This is a genomic window from Agromyces sp. NPDC052230, from assembly GCF_040679595.1.
Taxonomy (GTDB): Bacteria; Actinomycetota; Actinomycetes; order Actinomycetales; family Microbacteriaceae; genus Agromyces.
Map to the genome: position 1 here is coordinate 349,032 of NZ_JBFAVC010000001.1, position 18,212 is coordinate 367,243.

17 protein-coding genes are annotated in these 18,212 nt (G+C 71.3%); 9 read left to right on the forward strand and 8 right to left on the reverse strand.

The genetic code is table 11. The features are described from left to right. Nucleotides 1-2: 2 nt before the first annotated feature. Nucleotides 3-548, reverse strand: coding sequence for a DUF3151 family protein (locus AB0K73_RS01700; RefSeq protein ID WP_360510923.1), 546 nt, complete (start codon nucleotides 546-548; stop codon nucleotides 3-5). A gap of 103 nt (nucleotides 549-651) precedes the next feature. Between AB0K73_RS01700 and argG the strand changes: the two genes are divergently transcribed. Beyond that, entirely contained in the window at nucleotides 652-2,079 is a 1,428-nt protein-coding gene (gene argG, locus AB0K73_RS01705; protein WP_360510922.1) for an argininosuccinate synthase, read from the forward strand. Nucleotides 2,080-2,203: 124 nt separating this feature from the next. Here the strand turns inward: argG and AB0K73_RS01710 are convergent, their stop codons facing one another. From AB0K73_RS01710 to AB0K73_RS01720, 3 genes are all read right to left on the reverse strand, one after another. After that, the gene (locus AB0K73_RS01710; protein WP_360510921.1) at nucleotides 2,204-2,572 is read right to left on the reverse strand and encodes a nuclear transport factor 2 family protein; all 369 of its coding nucleotides are present in this window, start codon (nucleotides 2,570-2,572) and stop codon (nucleotides 2,204-2,206) included. A 47-nt stretch (nucleotides 2,573-2,619) separates the two neighbouring features. Then, the gene (locus AB0K73_RS01715; protein WP_360510920.1) at nucleotides 2,620-3,636 is read right to left on the reverse strand and encodes a magnesium and cobalt transport protein CorA; all 1,017 of its coding nucleotides are present in this window, start codon (nucleotides 3,634-3,636) and stop codon (nucleotides 2,620-2,622) included. Between the two features lie 81 nt (nucleotides 3,637-3,717). Further along, on the reverse strand, nucleotides 3,718-4,392 hold the full coding sequence (locus AB0K73_RS01720; RefSeq protein WP_360510919.1) for an RNA methyltransferase: 675 nt from the start codon (nucleotides 4,390-4,392) through the stop codon (nucleotides 3,718-3,720). 59 nt (nucleotides 4,393-4,451) lie between these two features. On the opposite strand from AB0K73_RS01720, the gene AB0K73_RS01725 reads away from it, so the two are divergent. From AB0K73_RS01725 to AB0K73_RS01735, 3 genes are read left to right on the forward strand one after another with little or no spacing between them, the layout of a single operon-like run. After that, the gene (locus tag AB0K73_RS01725) at nucleotides 4,452-5,369 is read left to right on the forward strand and encodes a metal ABC transporter substrate-binding protein (RefSeq protein WP_360510918.1); all 918 of its coding nucleotides are present in this window, start codon (nucleotides 4,452-4,454) and stop codon (nucleotides 5,367-5,369) included. After that, nucleotides 5,366-6,151: a metal ABC transporter ATP-binding protein gene (locus tag AB0K73_RS01730; protein ID WP_360510917.1), complete on the forward strand. Its 786-nt coding sequence runs from the start codon at nucleotides 5,366-5,368 to the stop codon at nucleotides 6,149-6,151. The genes AB0K73_RS01725 and AB0K73_RS01730 overlap by 4 nt, the downstream gene beginning before the upstream one ends. Before the next feature lie 2 nt (nucleotides 6,152-6,153). Beyond that, nucleotides 6,154-7,029, forward strand: a complete 876-nt coding sequence (locus AB0K73_RS01735; protein WP_360510916.1) for a metal ABC transporter permease — start codon at nucleotides 6,154-6,156, stop codon at nucleotides 7,027-7,029. 90 nt (nucleotides 7,030-7,119) lie between these two features. Here AB0K73_RS01735 and AB0K73_RS01740 read toward each other — a convergent pair whose 3' ends face one another. Further along, nucleotides 7,120-9,648: a rhamnogalacturonan lyase gene (locus AB0K73_RS01740; protein WP_360510915.1), complete on the reverse strand. Its 2,529-nt coding sequence runs from the start codon at nucleotides 9,646-9,648 to the stop codon at nucleotides 7,120-7,122. A gap of 220 nt (nucleotides 9,649-9,868) precedes the next feature. On the opposite strand from AB0K73_RS01740, the gene AB0K73_RS01745 reads away from it, so the two are divergent. The 4 genes from AB0K73_RS01745 (at nucleotide 9,869) to AB0K73_RS01760 (ending at nucleotide 13,419) form a co-directional block, all read left to right on the forward strand. Then, on the forward strand, nucleotides 9,869-10,540 hold the full coding sequence (locus AB0K73_RS01745) for a metal-dependent transcriptional regulator (RefSeq protein WP_360510914.1): 672 nt from the start codon (nucleotides 9,869-9,871) through the stop codon (nucleotides 10,538-10,540). Nucleotides 10,541-10,586: 46 nt separating this feature from the next. Further along, on the forward strand, nucleotides 10,587-12,233 hold the full coding sequence (locus tag AB0K73_RS01750) for an FAD-dependent oxidoreductase (RefSeq protein WP_360510913.1): 1,647 nt from the start codon (nucleotides 10,587-10,589) through the stop codon (nucleotides 12,231-12,233). Further along, nucleotides 12,230-12,559 (forward strand): UBP-type zinc finger domain-containing protein, encoded by a 330-nt coding sequence (locus tag AB0K73_RS01755; RefSeq protein WP_360510912.1) that lies wholly within the window; start codon nucleotides 12,230-12,232, stop codon nucleotides 12,557-12,559. The genes AB0K73_RS01750 and AB0K73_RS01755 overlap by 4 nt, the downstream gene beginning before the upstream one ends. A gap of 62 nt (nucleotides 12,560-12,621) precedes the next feature. Continuing rightward, nucleotides 12,622-13,419, forward strand: coding sequence for an HAD-IIA family hydrolase (locus tag AB0K73_RS01760; protein WP_360510911.1), 798 nt, complete (start codon nucleotides 12,622-12,624; stop codon nucleotides 13,417-13,419). A 16-nt stretch (nucleotides 13,420-13,435) separates the two neighbouring features. On the opposite strand, the gene AB0K73_RS01765 is transcribed toward AB0K73_RS01760, so the two are convergent. Beyond that, nucleotides 13,436-14,458, reverse strand: coding sequence for an aldo/keto reductase (locus tag AB0K73_RS01765; protein WP_360510910.1), 1,023 nt, complete (start codon nucleotides 14,456-14,458; stop codon nucleotides 13,436-13,438). 109 nt (nucleotides 14,459-14,567) lie between these two features. Here AB0K73_RS01765 and AB0K73_RS01770 point away from each other — a divergent pair, with 109 nt between their 5' ends. Beyond that, entirely contained in the window at nucleotides 14,568-16,022 is a 1,455-nt protein-coding gene (locus AB0K73_RS01770) for a PLP-dependent aminotransferase family protein (protein WP_360510909.1), read from the forward strand. A 298-nt stretch (nucleotides 16,023-16,320) separates the two neighbouring features. Here the strand turns inward: AB0K73_RS01770 and AB0K73_RS01775 are convergent, their stop codons facing one another. Both AB0K73_RS01775 and AB0K73_RS01780 read right to left on the reverse strand, forming a co-directional pair. Further along, the gene (locus AB0K73_RS01775) at nucleotides 16,321-17,253 is read right to left on the reverse strand and encodes a nucleoside hydrolase (protein ID WP_360510908.1); all 933 of its coding nucleotides are present in this window, start codon (nucleotides 17,251-17,253) and stop codon (nucleotides 16,321-16,323) included. Then, on the reverse strand, nucleotides 17,250-18,212 hold the full coding sequence (locus AB0K73_RS01780; protein WP_360510907.1) for a ribokinase: 963 nt from the start codon (nucleotides 18,210-18,212) through the stop codon (nucleotides 17,250-17,252). Before AB0K73_RS01780 ends, AB0K73_RS01775 begins: the two co-directional genes overlap by 4 nt.

An 18,212-nucleotide genomic window follows, 5' to 3' on the forward strand; every position in this document is an offset into this window, starting at 1 on the left:
GCTCAGTCCTCTCCTGCCGCGTCCGCGGCGTGCGGTTCGTCGGTCGGTCGGTCGGGGTCGGTCTGGGTCTCGACCGTCGCCTCGAAGAGGCCGGCGGTTCCCACGATCGGCATGAGCTGGGTCGGCGTGAACTCCGAGGCGATCCGGGCCGGCGCCTCGGCGTCGGCGGCCGCGAGCTCGTCGGCGAGCCGGGACGCGCGGTCGTCGAGGCCGAGCTGCGTGGCCGCGCGTCGCTGCGCGTCGAGTGCGCGCAGGTAGGCGCGGTTGGGCTCGTCCGACCACGGCACGGGGTCGCCGGGCGTCCACCCGGAGGCGGTCAGCTGCTCACGCGCGAGGTCGACGGCGACCGCGGCGAACGCGAACGCGCCGATGGGGTTGCCCTCGGAGTCGGCGAGGTCGGCGAGCTCAGCCCAGGCGAGGGGCGACGACGGATGCTCCGCCACCACCGATGGGACCGATGCACGATCGGCTTCGGCGAGCGCCTGCCGCACCTCGGGCTCGTCGACGAGCGCCGCCTCGATGTCAGGTGCTGATTCGTCTTGAGTCACACTCAACCTTATCGTGGGGGCCTCCCGCGGCCCGGGAGGTCACGGGCCGCGGGGCATCCGTCGCCGTCGTTCCGCGCGGATCCGCACAAGTAGGCTGGAGGGCATGTCGAAAGTCCTCTCCAGCCTGCCCGTCGGCGAACGCGTCGGCATCGCCTTCTCCGGAGGTCTCGACACCTCCGTCGCGGTCGCCTGGATGCGCGAGAAGGGTGCCGTGCCGTGCACGTACACGGCCGACATCGGCCAGTACGACGAGCCCGACATCGCCGCGGTTCCCAGCCGGGCGAAGGAGTACGGCGCCGAGATCGCGCGCCACGTCGACGCGAAGACCCCGCTCGTCGAGGAGGGCCTCGTCGCCCTGCAGTGCGGCGCATTCCACATCCGGTCGGGCGGCAAGACGTACTTCAACACGACGCCCCTCGGCCGCGCGGTCACGGGCACGCTGCTCGTGCGCGCCATGAAGGAGGACGGCGTCGACATCTGGGGCGACGGCTCGACCTACAAGGGCAACGACATCGAGCGCTTCTACCGCTACGGGCTGATGGCGAACCCGCGGCTGCGCATCTACAAGCCGTGGCTCGACGCCGCGTTCGTCACCGAGCTCGGCGGTCGCAAGGAGATGAGCGAGTGGCTCGTCGCGCGCGGCTTCCCCTACCGCGACTCGACGGAGAAGGCGTACTCGACCGACGCGAACATCTGGGGCGCCACCCATGAGGCCAAGCGACTCGAGGAGCTGAACGCCGGGCTCGACATCGTCGAGCCGATCATGGGCGTCGCCGCGTGGCGCGACGACGTGGAGGTGCGCACCGAAGAGGTGTCGATCCGATTCGAGGCGGGCCGACCCGTCGCAATCAACGGCGCCCACTTCGCCGACCCCGTCGCCCTCGTCTACGAGGCGAACGCGATCGGCGGGCGGCACGGGCTCGGCGTCTCCGACCAGATCGAGAACCGCATCATCGAGGCGAAGAGCCGCGGCATCTACGAGGCGCCGGGCATGGCCCTGCTGCACATCGCGTACGAGCGGCTGCTCAACGCGATCCACAACGAGGACACCATCGCGAACTACCACGCCGAGGGTCGCCGGCTCGGGCGCCTCATGTACGAGGGCCGCTGGCTCGACCCGCAGTCGCTCATGCTTCGCGAGTCCATCCAGCGCTGGGTGGGCTCGGCTGTGACCGGCGAGGTCTGGCTGCGCCTGCGCCGCGGCGACGACTACACGATCCTCGACACCCAGGGCCCCGCCCTCAGCTACCACCCCGACAAGCTCTCGATGGAGCGCGTCGGCGACGCGGCGTTCGGCCCCGAGGACCGCATCGGACAGCTCACGATGCGCAACCTCGACATCGCCGACTCGCGGGCGCGCCTCGAGCAGTACGCGATGCAGGGCATCGTCGGCGGCGCAACGGCGGAGCTCGTGGGCGACCTCCAGGCCGGGCAGGCCGCCGAGATCTCGGCGGGCGAGACCGAGACCGAGCTCGAGCTGGCGACGGATGCCGCGAACGAGGCGGCGGCGTTCGACCTCGGCACCGACTGACGCGTCCCACGGCGGCGCCCGGCGCGCGGCGCCCGGCTCCAGCTTGTGCAGGAGAAGAGGCCCCATCCCGCCCTGAGGGGAGGATCGGGCCTCTTCTCCTGCACGAGCTTCCGTGCCGGGCGGGTCAGGCCGGGGTCTGCTGGTGCGCGGCGACCCGCCACGCGCCGTCGTCGTAGAGGTACGTCGTCGACATGCGCAGGTTCGCGGTCTGGTCGCCGCGGCGCGCGACGGCGCGATAGGCGAGCACGCCGGCATGGTCGCCGAGCCGGATGACGGCGGGCTCGTGCAGTTCGTACGCGTCCCACGGAGGCGCACTCCGGAAGGCGGCGAGGATGTCGTCGCGGCCGAGCACCGCACCCTCCACGATCATGAGGGCGTCCCGGGTCATGGCACGCTGGTAGTGCTCGCCGCCGCGACCCTCGAGGATGGCCTTCCATCCGGCGTGCTCCTCGTGCAGGAGCCGGGCGGGCAGATCGTCGGTGATCTCGGTCATCCCCCCACGCTAACGGCGATCGGATGCCCCGCATAGGTCGCCGGGTGTCAGAGCCAGTTCCGGCGCTTGAAGATGAGGTACAGCGTGAAGCCGAAGCCCAGCATCAGGAGCAGCGCGAACGGGTAGCCGTACTCCCAGTCGAGTTCGGGCATGTCGGTGAAGTTCATGCCGTACACGGTGCCGATGAGCGTGGGCGCGAAGATGATCGCGGCCCAGCTGGAGATCTTCTTCACCTCCTCGCTCTGCGCGAGGTTCGTCTCGCTGAGCAGGCGCATCTCCTCGTTCTGCCGCTGCGCCACGAGCGACGCGTGCACCTGGAGGGCGTTCTGCAGGAGCTGCCGGAAGGACTCCCCACGCTCGATCGCCCGGATCGAGTGATCGAGCACGTCGCGCAGGTAGCGCTGCAGCTCCACGTCCACGCTGTACTTCTCGAAGCCGTGCTCGAGCGCGCGGAACATGTCGACAAGGGGCCCGCTGGCGCGCTGGAACTCCATCACCTCGCTCGCGAGGTCGTAGATGCGCCGAGTGACCTCGGGGTCGCCAGAGAACAGCTGCTCCTCGATCTCGTCGATGTCGTTCTCGAGCCCTGTCAGTACGGGCGCGTAGCCGTCGACGACGTGATCGAGCACGGCATAGAGCACGGCCTCCGCCCCCTTCTGCAGGAGGTCGGGCGTGGCCTCGAGGCGCCGTCGCACGGCGCCGAGGTCGGGCGACTCGGCGTGCCGCACCGTGATGGCGAAGTCGCGTCCGACGAAGACGTGCAGCTCTCCGAACTCGACCTTCTCGACGTCATCGAGGTATCGCGCGGGCCGCAGCACCACGAAGAGCGCGTCGCCGTAGCGTTCGAGCTTCGCCCGCTGGTGGCCCTTGCGGGCGTCCTCGATCGCGAGGTGGTGCAGGCTGAACTCCGAGGCGAGGGCGTCGAGTTCGGCGTCGGTGGGGCGATAGAGGCCGATCCAGGCGAAGCCGCCGTGTTCCGAGAGCGTCTCGAAGGTCTCCTCGAGCGACGCCGGACTGGCGACGCGACGGCCGTCCCGGTAGATCGCGTTGTCGACGACGGGCATGGGGTCAAGTCTCGTGGTCGGCGCGTGGCGCGACTCTCCGACACGCGGCAGCGACGGAGCGGATACCCCGCGCTGCCGAGCTCACCGGCGCGCGTGCCGGCGCACCCATTCGTGCATGACGATCGCCGCGGCCGCGCTCGCGTTGATCGACCGGGTCGACCCGTACTGGGTGATCTCGACGACCTGGTCGGCCGCGGCCAGCGCCTCGGCGCTCAGCCCGGGGCCCTCCTGCCCGAACAGCAGCACGCAGCGCTCGGGCAGCTCCACGTCATCGACGGGCCGGGAGCCCTCGACGTTGTCGACCGCGATGATCGGCAGGGCCTGGGCCTTCGCCCATGCGACGAAGTCGGCGACATCCGGATGATGCATGAGGTGCTGATAGCGGTCGGTGACCATCGCACCGCGGCGGTTCCACCGGCGACGGCCGATGATGTGCACGGTCTCGGCGGCGAACGCGTTGGCGGTGCGCACGATCGAGCCGATGTTGAGGTCGTGCTGCCAGTTCTCGATGGCCACGTGGAACGGATGCCGGTGCTCGTCGAGGTCGGCGACGATCGCCTCGAGGCGCCAGTAGCGGTACCGGTCGACGACGTTGCGCCGGTCGCCGTGCGCGAGGAGCTCGGGGTCGTACCGGGTATCGTCGGGCCACTCGTCGCGTGCGCCGGGCCACGGGCCGACCCCGTGCGCGAGGGTCGGCTCGGCGTGCTCGGGCTCGGGGTACTCGCGGCCCGAGGCATCCGCCTGCTCATGCGTCACGCGACCACGCTAGCCGCTGCAGGGGTTTCGGTGCGCCGAAACCTCGCTAAGATTTCGGTATGCCGAAACGCAGAGTCGCCGCCACTGCCGCCCTCACCGCGGCGGCCCTGCTGCTGAGCGGATGCGCCGGCAACGCCAACGGCGAGGGCGACGAACGTCCGGTCGTGCTCACCACCTTCACGGTGCTCGAGGACATCGCGCAGGAGGTGGCCGGCGAGCACCTGCGCGTCGAGTCGATCACGAAGGTCGGCGCCGAGATCCACGGCTACGAGCCGACACCCGGCGACCTGCGCCGCGCCGCCGAGGCCGACCTGATCCTCGACAACGGCCTCAACCTCGAGGCGTGGTTCGCCCAGTTCGTCGAGAGCCTGGAGGTGCCCCACGTCGTCGTCAGCGAGGGCGTCGAGGTCGTGTCGATCGCCGAGGGCGCCGCCGAGGGGCATCCGAACCCGCACGCCTGGATGTCGGCGATCAACGTGCAGCGCTACGTCGACAACATGGTGGCCGCGTTCAGCGAACTCGATCCCGACCACGCCGACGAGTTCGCGGCCAACGGCGAGGCGTACCAGGCGGAGCTCCAGGCCGTGCACGACGAGCTGCTCGCGGAGCTCGCCACGCTGCCGGCCAACCAGCGCGCGCTCGTCACCTGCGAGGGGGCTTTCTCGTATCTCGCCCGCGACGCCGACCTCACCGAGCAGTACCTCTGGGCGGTCAACGCCGAGCAGCAGGCGACGCCCCAGTCCATCGCCGGCACGATCGAGTTCGTCGACGAGCAGAACGTGCCGGCCGTCTTCTGCGAGTCCACGGTCTCGGACGAGGCGATGCAGCAGGTGGTCGAAGCGACGGATGCCGCGTTCGGCGGCACGCTCTACGTCGACTCGCTCTCGGGGCCCGACGGGCCGGTGCCCACCTACCTCGACCTGCTGCGCCACGACGTGGAGGTCATCACCGAAGGGCTCACGGGGGGCGCGGAATGAGCGAGTCCAAGGCATCCGCCCGCGCCGCGGCATCCGCCGACCCGACGACCCCGGCGCTCGACGTGCGCGGCCTGACCGTGCACTACGGCGACGTGCTCGCCCTCGACGACGTGAGCCTGACCCTCCGGCCCGGCACCGTGTGCGGGCTCGTCGGCATGAACGGGTCGGGCAAGTCGACGCTGTTCAAGGCCATCATGGGCACCGTGCGCCCCGACCGGGGCAGCGTGGCGATCGCCGGCCGCACGCCCAAGGAGGCCCGGCGGGCGGGGATCGTGGGCTACGTGCCGCAGAGCGAGGAGGTCGACTGGTCATTCCCGCTGAGCGTGTACGACGTGGTGATGATGGGCCGGTACGGGTTCCAGGGCTTCACTCGGCACCCACGGCCTGCCGACCGCGCGGCCGTGGCCGAGGCGCTCGAACGGGTCGAGCTCACGGCCCTCGCCGATCGTCGCATCGGGGCACTCTCGGGCGGGCAGCGCAAGCGCGCGTTCGTCGCCCGAGGCCTCGCCCAGGGCGCCGACGTGCTGCTGCTCGATGAGCCGTTCGCCGGAGTCGACCGCCGCAGCGAGGCGACGATCAGCGGGCTCCTCCGACAACTCGTCGCCGACGGCGCCACCGTGCTCGTGTCGTCGCACGACCTCGAGGCGTTGCCGCGGCTGGCCGACGAGGTGATCCTCCTGCTCCGACGGGTGCTCATGCACGGCTCCCCCGAGGAGGCACTGCGACCAGAGCAGCTCGCGCGGGCGTTCGGTCTCGACCTCACCGGCCGAACGGAGGAATGACGATGGAGTTCCTCGACCTGCTGCTCGAGCCGCTCGGCTACGACTTCATGCAACGCGCGTTCCTCGTGACGGTGACCGCGGCGATCGTGTGCGGCGTGCTGAGCTGCTGGCTCGTGCTCATCGGGTGGTCGCTCATGGGCGATGCCGTGTCGCACGCGGTCCTTCCGGGCGTGGTGCTCGCCTACCTGCTCGGCACCCCCTTCGCCGTGGGCGCCCTCGTGTTCGGCGTCGCGACGGTCGCGTTGATCGGCATCGTGCGGTCGACCAGCCGCGTCAAGGAGGACGCCGCGATCGGCGTGGTCTTCACCACCCTGTTCGCCCTCGGCATCGTGCTCATCTCGGTCGTGCCGAGCCAGACCGATCTCGGGCACATCCTCTTCGGGAACCTGCTCGGCGTGAGCGTGGCCGACCTCGTGCAGGTGCTGGGGCTCGGGGCGGTGACGCTCACCATCCTGCTGCTCAAGCGCCGGGATCTCACGCTCTACGCCTTCGACCCCACGCACGCGCATGCGATCGGGCTCAACCCGAAGGTGCTCGGCGGGCTCCTCCTGGGGCTCCTCGCACTGACCGTCGTCGTCGCGCTCCAGGCCGTCGGCGTGGTGCTGGTCGTGGCGATGCTCATCATCCCCGGTGCGACGGCGTACCTGCTCACCGACCGCTTCGGCCGCATGCTCGTGATCGCGCCGAGCCTCGCGGTCGCCAGCTCCATCGTGGGCATCTACCTGAGCTACTACCTCGATGCGTCCTCGGGCGGCATGGTGGTGCTCACCATGGGCACCGTGTTCACGCTCGCCTACCTGTTCGCCCCGACGCACGGGGTGATCGGCCAGCGGGCCGCGGCTGCCGCGCGGCGCCGACGGATTCCCGCGAGCGTCTGAGACGGCGCGCGGCCCCGCGGGGCCCACGTGGGACCGCCCCGAGCAGCCGGCACGGAATTTGCGGCGCTCGGGGCGGTCGTCTGTGCGGAGTCAGCCGTCGAGGGTCGAGCTCCATTCCGACACGACGCCGTCGGCGAATCGGTACCAGGCCGTGGGCACCGCGACGACGAGCACCTCGCCGGTGGCCTTCACCTTGCCGTTCGGGTCGGTGACACGTTCGCCGTTCACGAGGTACGCGGCCCCGGCGATGTTCGGCACCTGCACCTCGTCGTCCGACGTACCAGGCCGGTCGCGGAACTTCGGCTCACCCGGCGTCACCGGCGTGGTGAGGATCGGCACGTCCGACCAGTCGAGGTCGCTCGCGAGGTAGAACGAGGTGTAGGCCGGCTGGTTGTAGGTGGCCTGCTGCCGTGCCGTCTCGGCCCGGTACTGCAGGTCGTGCATGAGGGTCATCAGCTTGTGCGTCGTCACCTCGGTCGACAGGTGGATGCGCAGTGCGCTCGAGTCGGTCGTGCGCACGAGCAGCTCCTCGCGCCAGTCGCCGAACACGTCGGCGACAAGCGACGGGTTGCCCTTCGTGCCGTTGTTCGTGAGGGTGCCGTCGGCGGTGAGCAGGCGGCCCCGCTCCCAGTCGTCGATCGTCGGCGTCTGCGTGCCACTCCCGTTGACGATCTGCGTCGTGAGCTCCGGCGACCACCGGATCGACATGTTCGTGCCCGGGACGGACGAGGAGAGGATGTCTCCCGTCGCGCTGAGCAGGCCGCTCGCCTCGGTGCCGCCGGGCATGCTCGCCCAGACCTCGATGCCGGGCACGTCACTGCGGACGTCACCGATCATGGCGCGGCCCGTGTCGCGGCCCGAGTAAGCGCCGAACAGCACCTCGCCCGTCGCGGCATCCCGCATCGCGGAGCCGTAGGGGGCGAACGTCGCACCCTCGTGAGCGGTCCAGATCTCGATGCCGTCGTGCGACGGATCGATGTCGGTGACGTGCATGGCGTCGCCGTGCCCGAGGCGCACGTTCTCGCCCGGTGCGGCGCTGCCGGGGGGCAGCACGTCGAACGAGCTGTACCGCAGACTGCCGTCGTCGTCGATCGTGGCGGAGCCGTAGACGAGCTCGTGCCGGCCGTCGCCGTCGACGTCCGCGAGGCTGAGCGAGTGGTCGCCCTGGGTCGTGATCGTCGCGAACTCGGGGTCGGTGCCGTCGCGACCGTGCGGCGAGTCCTTGAACGGATTCGTCAGGGGCACGTGGCCGCTGTCGACGAACCACCGCTCGCTGAGCTGCTCGCCGTCCCAGTCGTAGGCCGCGATCGTGGTTCGCGTGTAGTACCCGCGGGCGAACACCGCCGACGGGTGCTTCCCGTCGAAGTAGCCGACACCCGAGAGGAACCGGTCGACGCGGTTGCCCGGCTCGATACGCGACATGGCGTAATCGCCCCAGAGCAGGCCGTCGTCGTCGCGTCCCGGCGTGTACGGGATCGTCTGCAACTCCTCGCCCGTGGCGCTGTCGAAGACGGTCAGGTACTCGGGGCCGTCCACGATGAAGCCGTTGAAGTTCCGAAGCTGGTTCCGGGCGCTACGCGCGGGGGCGTACACGTCGATGAAGTGGTCGACGAGTTCCTCGGCGCTCTCACGCGAGAGCGGGTACTCGTGTGCCACCGGAATGCCCCACGCCTCCTCGAGCGTCGCGGGCCAGTTGCCGGCGACGACCTCGGGGTGCTCCGTCCAGCCCTGGAACATCTCGACGAGGTGCTCTGCGTAGTCGGCGGCGCTCATGCGGTAGTCGTCGGCGTGCGAGTAGCCAGCCGCGACATCCGTCTCGGGCATCGTGACGTGGGCCTCGCCGGCCACCGGGCCGTCGGGAGCGTAGGTGACCGATTTCGTGCCCGGCGCCGTCTTGAGCATGGTCTCGGAGCGTCCGTCGCCGTCGAAGTCGTAGACGAGGAACTGCGTGTAGTGCGCTCCCGCGCGGATGTTCACGCCGAGATCGATGCGGTTGAGGAGGGTGCCGTCGAGCTCGTACGTGTCGAGGTAGACAGTGCCCGTGTAGCCGACCTGCGAGACGTCCTTCGAGTTCGACGGGTCCCACTTCACGACGAATTCGTACGCGCCGTCGCCGTCGACGTCGCCGACCGCGACGTCGTTGGCGGAGTAGGTGAATGCCTCGCCGGTGGGCGTGACGCCGTCGGCGGGCTTCTGCAGCGGGAGGTCGTGGTACCCCTGCGCCCACGGTGAGACAGGCTCACTCGGCTCGAGCTCGACACCGTTGACGACGGGCGCGACGGTGTACTGCGAAGTCGGCGTGCCGGCGATGTCGGCGTAGTTCGTCGAATCCGTGACCGAAGCGATTCGTTCGCCATCTCGGAAGACGACGAAGTCGGGGCCGGCGAGGCCCGTCGCCGTCGCACCGGTGGCCTCGGAACCGAGGAGTCGCCAGCTGAGGAACACGCCCTCGGTGGTGGCCACCGCGACGAGACCCCGGTCGAGGGCCTCGAGTTGCGGCGCCCCGGGCGGGGCGACCTCGGGTGGTGCGGCGGTCGCCGGCTGCGCGACGCCGGCGATGAGGGCGCCGGCGGCGGCGACCGCCAGCACTGCGCGGAACGGATGAGGTCCGAGATTCATCGTCGAATCCTTGTCTGGGCGTGAGCGCCCGTCAGTGGGATAGCGCTTTCCGTGCGAGTCCGAAGGTAGCCTCCTTCGCGAGGGGTGGTCAAGGGCGGCCGGACAGATTGACACGATTCAGCAAATCTGGGGGCGGCGACGGCTCGCGTCGGCGGTCCGAACCCCGACCGCCTGCGCGAGCGACGGCCGCCGTCGAGGCTGTCCCGGTATCCTGAGGCCGATGCCCGCCAACAGCCCCGCCATCGAGGACTACCTCAAGACGGTGTACGCCCACACCGAGTGGCAGCCCGAGCCCATCACGCCCTCGGGCCTCGCCGGAGCGCTCGGCGTCGCACCCTCCTCGGTCACCGAGATGGTCAAGAAGATGGCCGCGCAGGGTCTTGTGCAGCACGTGCCCTACGGCGCGATCCGGCTGACGGATGCCGGTCGGGCACGCGCCCTGGCCGTGGTGCGCCGCCACCGGCTCATCGAGACATGGCTCGTGCGCGAGATGGGCTACGCGTGGGACGAGGTGCACGACGAGGCCGAGATCCTCGAGCACGCCCTCTCCGACCGCCTGCTCGAGGCGATCGACGAGCGGCTCGGCCGCCCTGAGCGCGACCCGCACGGCGACGCGATCCCCGCGTCCGACGGCTCGCTCGTGTCTGAGCCGTGCGTGCGCCTCGACGAGGCGCCGAACGGACACGTCGGCCGCGTCATCCGTATCAGCGACCGCGACCCTGCGGTGCTGCGCGCGCTCGACGAGGCGGGCGTCGGGCCGGGCAGCGAACTTCGGGTGGCCGACACCACCGGGGCCGCGGGCGCGGCATCCGGGACCCTCAGCGTGACCGTCGCGGGCACCGCACGCGACATCCCCCGCGAGGCCGCCGCCGATATCTGGGTCTCCGCCTGACCGCCGCCCCCTGCCGCCGGTCGCTCACGTGGGGCACGATGGGACGATGGGATCCGAGGGAACGAACATCTCGCCGACGCTGACCGACTCGCAGTGGGAACGGATGGCGCGGTACGGCACACCGGTCGCCGCGAGCGTGGGCGACATCATGTTCCGAGCCGGTGAACGCTGGTACGACCTCATCCTGGTCGAGAGCGGGGCCGTCGACGTGGTGCGCGACGCACTCGCGTGGATCGAGGAGACCCACATCGCGACGCTCGGTCCGCGCTCGTTCGTGGGCGAGCTGGGGCTGCTGAACGGCCAGCGCGCCTTCCTCACCGCGCGGGTCTCCGAAGCGGGCCGGATGCTCCGCGTCGACCACGAATCGCTGCAGCGCATGATGGCCGAAGACGACGAGCTGTGCGACCTCATGCTGCGCACCCTCTGGGCCCGTCGCGAGGAACTGCGGCGCGGACCCGCCGCCTGGACCCTGAAGATCGTCGGGTCGTCGCGCTCCAGCGAGGCCGCGGCGCTGCGCCGGTATGCCGAGCGGCTCGACCTCGTGCACACGTGGGTCGATGCCGACGACCCGGACACCGCGAGTGCCCTCGAGAGCCACGGCTTCGCGAACGAGGACCTGCCCGTGGCGATCGTGCAGGGCGAGAGCGTGCTGAGGGCCACTCCAGGTCGCCTCGCCGACCTCATGGGGCTCGCGTACGCGGCAGAGGACGACGCGACGGTGGATCTCGCGGTCGTCGGCGCCGGCCCGGCCGGTCTCGCCGCGGCGATCTACGGTGCATCCGAGGGTCTCCGCACCCTGCTCCTCGATGCCGTCGCACCCGGCGGGCAGTCGGCCGCGACATCGCGCATCGAGAACTACCTCGGGTTCCCGTTCGGCGTGAGCGGCGACGACCTCACCGCCCAGGCCTCCCTGCAGGCGTTCAAGTTCGGCGTTCGCGTCGTCGCACCGTGCGAGGCGGTCGGGCTGGAGCGGCAGGCCGGCGAGCTCCGGCTCTCGCTGTCCGACGGCGCCACGGTGCGGGCCCGTGCGGTGGTCGTCACGACGGGCGTGGCGTACCGCTCGCTCGGCCTGGACCGCTGGAAGGACTTCGAGGGAGCTGGTATCCACTACGCCGCATCGGCGCTCGAACTGCGACAGGTCGCCGGCTCCGACGTGGTCGTCGTGGGCGGGGCCAACTCGGCCGGCCAGGCGGCCCTCGCGCTTGCGGCGAGCGGATGTCGCGTGCGGCTCGTCGTGCGCGCCGGCGACCTGGGGGGCCAGATGTCGAGCTATCTCGTCGACCGGGTGCAGGAGGACAGCAGGATCGACGTGCACACGGGCACGCAGGTCTTCGCCCTGCACGGCGCCGATGAGCTCGAGCAGGTGACGCTCGCGGGCGCGGTGGCCGAGACCGTGGACTGCCGCGGCCTGTTCTGCTTCATCGGCGCGGAGCCCGCGACCGACTGGCTCGCCGGGGTCGAACGCGACGAGCACGGCTTCGTGCGCACGGGAGCCGACGTGATCGACCTCACTGAGGGATGGCCCGAGCTCGGCCGGATGCCGCTGCCATTCGAGACCTCCGTGCCGCGCGTGTTCGCGGCCGGCGACGTGCGGAGCGGCTCGATGAAGCGCGTTGCGGCCGCCGTGGGCGAGGGATCGAGCGCCGTGGCCTCCGTGCATCGGGCGCTCGCAGCCGCGGAGGTGTACGCATGACCGACTTCCCGCCTCCCTCGGGAACCGGCTGCGTCGAGTGCCTCGAGGGCGGCGGCTGGTGGTGGCACCTCCGCCGCTGCGTGGAGTGCGGCCACGTCGGATGCTGCGACTCGTCGCCCGAGCAGCATGCGAGCCGGCACGCACGCGAGGAAGGCCACCCCGTCGCCGCGTCGTTCGAACCCGGCGAGCACTGGTTCTGGGACTACGCCGCGGGCACCTCGGCCGAGCGTGTGGCGCTGCCTCCACCGCTGAGCCGTCCCGACGACCAGCCCGCGCCTGGGCCGGCCGGACGGGTGCCCGCGAACTGGCGCGAGCTGCTGCACTGAGCGTGCGCTCCGCGGCATCCGCCGTTCATCGGCCTGTGATCTCGGCACCCTAGGCTTGGCCCATGGCGAAGCGTGACGAGGTCGAGTGCTGGCTGACCGACATGGACGGCGTGCTCGTGCATGAGAACCACGCGCTGCCGGGCGCGGCCGAACTGCTGCTGCAGTGGGAGGACGCCGGCACGCCCTACCTCGTGCTCACGAACAACTCGATCTTCACCGCTCGCGACCTCTCGGCACGGCTGCGGGCGAGCGGGCTCCACGTGCCAGAGGAGCGCATCTGGACCTCGGCGCTCGCGACGGCCGACTTCCTCAAGCAGCAACTGCCGGGCGGCACCGCGTTCGTCATCGGCGAGGCCGGCATCCTCACCGCGCTGCACGAGGCCGGCTTCGTGATGACCGAGACGAACCCCGACTTCGTGGTCGTCGGCGAGACGCGCAACTACTCGTTCGAGGCCATCACCAAGGCGATCCGGCTCATCGGCAACGGCTCGCGGTTCATCGTGACGAATCCGGATGCCACGGGACCGAGCGCCGAAGGTCCCCTGCCCGCGACCGGGGCGATCGCGGCGCTCATCACGAAGGCCACGGGCAAGGAGCCCTACGTCGTCGGCAAGCCGAACCCGATGATGTTCCGTTCGGCGCTCAACAAGATCGGCGCGCATTCCGAGAACACCGCGATGATCGGCGACCGCATGGACACCGATATCGTCGCGGGCATCGAGGCGGGCCTGCACACCGTGCTCGTGCTCACCGGCATCAGCAATCGCACCGAGATGGAGCGGTATCCGTTCCGCCCCGACGAGGTGCTCTCTGGCGTCCACGAGCTCATCCGCACCGAGCCGGTGGAGGTCGAGCTCTAGGGTGGAGCCGCCCGCGTCAGGCCGCCGACCGCGAGGGCGTCTCCTGGAGCAGCACCGGCTCGGCATCGAGGCGCGCCCGCGTCTCGGGGTCGAGATCGAGCTCGGCCGCGCCGAGCGCCTCATCCAACTGCGCCACGCTCGATGCCCCGATGACGGGGATCACCGGCACCTCGGCGCCGAGCATCCACGCGAGGGCGACCTGGTTCGGCGTCGCGCCGATCTCGCGGGCGACCTCATGCAGGGTCGCGATGCGGGCGTGCGAGGTCGGGTGCTCAACGCCGCCCCAGAGCGGCTTGTCGCGTCGCGTGAGCGCACCCTGGTGCAGCGGTGAGTACGCGGTGACGGCGAGCGGCGGGCGACCGTCGGTGTCGGTGGATGCCGCATGGTCGAGCAGGTCGGGGGTGACGAAGTTGTGCCGGCCGAGCTTCGGCTGGGGATACACGTAGCTGTATTGCTGCTGCACGAGCCCGTAGGGCGCAACGCCCTGCCGCCGAGCCTCCTCGCGAGCCTCGACGACCCGCCACAGGGCGACGTTCGAGATCCCCGAGATGCCGACGAGTCCGTCGTCCTGCAGTGCGCCGAAGGCGCCCACGGTCTCGGCGAGGTCGGTCTCGCGGTCGTCGACGTGCCCGTAGAGCACGTCGAGGTGGTCGACGCCCAGGTGCCGTGCGCTCTCGCGCGCCTGCCGGCGCACGACCTCGGCGCTGAGCCCCTCGAAGTTGGTGGGCGGCGTGTTCGAGAGCGGCAGCGCCGGGTCCTTCTTCGCGGCGCCCACTTTCGTGGCGATGCGCACCCGTTCGCGGATGCCTCGGTCGGCGAGCCAGCGGCCGATCACATCCTCGCTGTCGCGGCCGTGTCCGCCGACCCAGGCGTTGTAGTTGTCGGCGGTGTCGATGAACGTGCCGCCGGCCTCGACGAACCGGTCGAGGATCGCGAAGGAGGTGTCCACGTCGGTGCGGGTGCCGAAGTACATGGTGCCGAGGCAGATGGTGGAGACGTCGAACGTCGTCCGTCCGTCGCCGATGGTGCGGTAGCGCATGGTGGTTCCTTCCGGTCACTGGTGTTGACGTGTTCGAGCGTAGAAATGAATCGGTCCGGCATTACACTCCAATCAGCACATGCACGACCAGACCAATCAGGAGTGACGGATGCCGCGTCGACACGTCGCCGCCCCGGCGCTCGCCTGGGACACCCTCCTCGACCTCGGCGACGGCCCGCTCCCATTGCGCGACCGCCTGGAGCGGGCGGTGCGCGAGGCGGTGCACGCCGGACGCATCCCGCCGGGCGCCGCGCTGCCGCCGAGCCGCGCCCTCGCCCAGACGCTCGGCATCTCCCGCTGGGTGGTCACCGAGACCTACGGTCAGCTCGTCGCCGAGGGCGTGCTCGAGGCCACGGTCGGCTCGGGCACACGGGTTCCCTCGTCGTCGCAGGCCGCCGGTCCCGGAACGTCGGCGCTCACGACGCCGCCGGTGCGCGCGGCGTCACCGTTGCGCGACGCGTTCCGCCGTCCCCGCTTCGACCTGGGGCCGGGCGTCCCCGACCTGCGGCACGTGCCCCGCACGCAGTGGGCGAACGCCGTGCGCCACGCGCTCACGACGCTGCCCGACGGGGAGTTCGCGGTCGTCGACCGGCTGGGGCATCCGCTCGCCCGCACCGCCGTCGCCGCGTACCTCACGCGTTCACGACGCGCCATTGCGGCGCCCGACGATGTCCTGATCACGCACGGCGCGACCGACGCCATGACCGCCATCGCCCGCGGACTGCATCACGCGGGGCACCGGGCCCTCCTCGTCGAGGACCCGAGCTGGCCGCGCCTGCGCCAAGTGGCGGCGAACACGGGGCTCGTGCCCGTGCCCGTCCCGATCGACGTCGACGGCGTGGACGTCGACCGGCTCGCCTCGGCCGCGTCGCGCACTGGCGCCCGTGCCGCGCTGATCACCCCGGCGCACCAGTTCCCGACGGGCGCAGCACTCGCGCCGGCGCGGCGAGACGCGATCGTACGATGGGCGCGCGCCGTCGACGCCGTGCTCGTCGAGGACGACTACGACGCCGAGTTCCGCTACGACCGCCGGCCGGTCGCCGCCCTCCAGGGCCTGGCACCCGAGCGCATCGTCCTCATCGGGTCGCTGTCGAAGTCGGTCGCTCCCGGGTTCGGACTCGGCTGGGCGGTGATGCCCGCGGCCCTCCGCGAGCGCGTCCGCCTCGGCGACGTGGCTCGACCGTCGACCGTCGATCAGGCGGCCCTCGCGCGATTCATCGACTCGGGCGACCTCGAACGGCACCTGCGTGCCGCCCGCGCCCGTTTCCGGCGGCGCCGGACCGCACTGCTCACCGCGATCGCGCGCGAACTGCCGACGCTGTCGGTGACGGGAATCGCGGCGGGCATGCATGCCGTGCTCGAGTTGCCATCGGGAGTGCGTGGAGCGGATGCCGCGGCAGCCGCCGGTGAGCTGGGCGTCGCCGTCTCGGCGCTCGCACGCTACCGGGCGTCGGCCGCTCAGACGCTGCCCGAGTCCCTCGTGCTCGGATACGGCAACCTCAGCGACGCGCTCGTCGACGAGGCGGTGGAGCGCCTGGCGCGAGGCATCCGCTCGCAGGGGTGAGCGGCGGGCTTGGCGGCTAGCCCCGGCTCTGAATCCGAAGGAGTTGCCCTTCGCCGAATACGGTGCCGAAGTGCCGAAGTGCCGAAGTGGCAGGGTGCCGAAATGCCGAAGTGCCGAAGTGCCGACGTGCCGAAGTGCCGAAGTGCCGAAGTGCCGAAGTGGCAGGGTGCCGCCGTGTCGAAGTGCCGAAGTGCCGACGTGCCGGAGTGCCGTGGGTTCTGAGAAGGAACGGTCGATCGAGAACGGTGCCGTCGAGACGCCAGCCCCGGCCGCGTCCTCGGCCGGCATCGATGCCGCCTCAGGCCAGGCGCGCGACGGCATCCTCGACGACGCTCCAGAACCGCTCGACGTCGAGGCCGGTCGCGACCCAGGCGTTGGGCTCCCGCCGGAGCATGCCGCCGAGGTCGACGCTCGTGGCGCCCGCCGTCTCGGTGCCGGCGAGCTCGATGTCGAGCCGGGTGTGCGTGAGCTCGACCGTGTCGAGGTCGGCGAGCACCGCCACCGCGACGGGGTCGTGCAGTGGGCTGTCGGGCATGCCGAAGACCTCGTCGTTCGTGCGGCAGAAGAACTCGAGCAGCTCGTCGCCGAACGCGGCCGTACGCGTGCCGACCGCGGCGAGGCGCTCGCGCACCTCCGACGTCACGAGCGCGGTGTGCGTGACGTTGAGGCCCACCATGGTGAAGCGGACGCCGCTGCCGACCACGATCGAGAGCGCCTCGGGATCGACCCACGCGTTGAACTCCGCGTACGGGGTCACGTTGCCGCGATCGGTCGAGCCGCCCATCCAGACGATCTCGCGGATGCGCTCCGCGAGCTCGGGTCGCTCACGGAGGAACACGGCGACATTGGTGATCGGACCGGTGGCGATGATCGCGACGGGCTCGCGTGACGCGAGCAGCGTGTCGGCGATGAGCCCGGTCGCACCACGGGGGTCGAGCGGCACGGCGGGCTCGGGCAATTCGGGGCCGCCGAGGCCGTTCTCGCCGTGGATCCACTCGGCCGTCTCGAGCACCCGGCTGAGCGGCCCCTCGGCGCCCGCGGCCACCGGCACTCCGGTCACCCCGGCGACCGTCAGCGCGATGCGCGCGTTCCGGCTCGTGTGCTCCAGCGGCACGTTGCCGCCGACGGTCGTCACGGCCCGGAGGTCGAGCGACGGATGCCCCGCCGCGAGCCACAGCGCGAAGACGTCGTCGTGCCCGGGGTCGCAGTCCACGATCACCGGGATGCTCATGCGGGCGCCGCTTCCCCGTCGGTTGTGTTGCTCGCCGCCGCATGGAGCACCGCGTCGCGGGGCGCGTAGGAGTCGACGGTGCCGCGCGCCTGCACCGCGAGGGCACCGGCCGCGACCGCGATGCGCAGCGCCTCGTCGAGCGGCCGCCCCTCGGCGAGGAACGCCGCGAGCGTCCCGGTGAACGCGTCGCCCGCGCCCGTGGTGTCGATCGCGGTCACTCGGGGAGCGGCGACCGACCACGCGCCGTCGGCCGAGGCCGCGACGGCCCCGACTGCGCCGAGCGTCACGACGACCGAACGGGCGACCGCGCCTGCAGCGGATGCCGCGGCCTCCCGCCATTCGTCGAGCGTCGCGCCCGCGGCATCCGTGCCCACGCCGACCGCTCGCGCCTCGTGCTCGTTCACGACCAGCGGATCAGCAGCGACGAGCGTCTCGGGCGCGACCGCGGCGGGCGGCGCGAGGTTGAGCACGAACCGCGCCCCGGCCTCGTCGGCGACGGCGGCGAGGCGGTCGATCGTCGCGACGGGCAGCTCGCCCTGGGTGAGCACGAGCGCCGCGGCCGCGATCCGCCCGCGTTCGTCGTCGACCACGGCCGGCGTGAGCGCGAGGTTCGCACCGCCGGTCACGATGATGGTGTTCTCGCCCGTGCCGGCGACGGTGATCTGGGCGACACCGGTCGGGGCATCCGTCTCGCGTGCGATGGCGCCGGTCGACACGCCGAGGCGCCCGAGGGCGGCGAGGGCGAGGTCGCCCGCGGCGTCGGCGCCGATGCGTGCGACGAGCTCGACGGCCGCGCCCGCCACGTGTGCCGCCACCGCCTGGTTCGAGCCCTTGCCGCCGAGCGCCACCTGGAAGTCGCGCGAGCGGATCGTCTCGCCCGGCGCCGGGAACGCGTCGACGTAGCTCGTCGAGTCGACGTTGAGCGAGCCGAACACGACGACTCGAGCGGATGCCGCCAC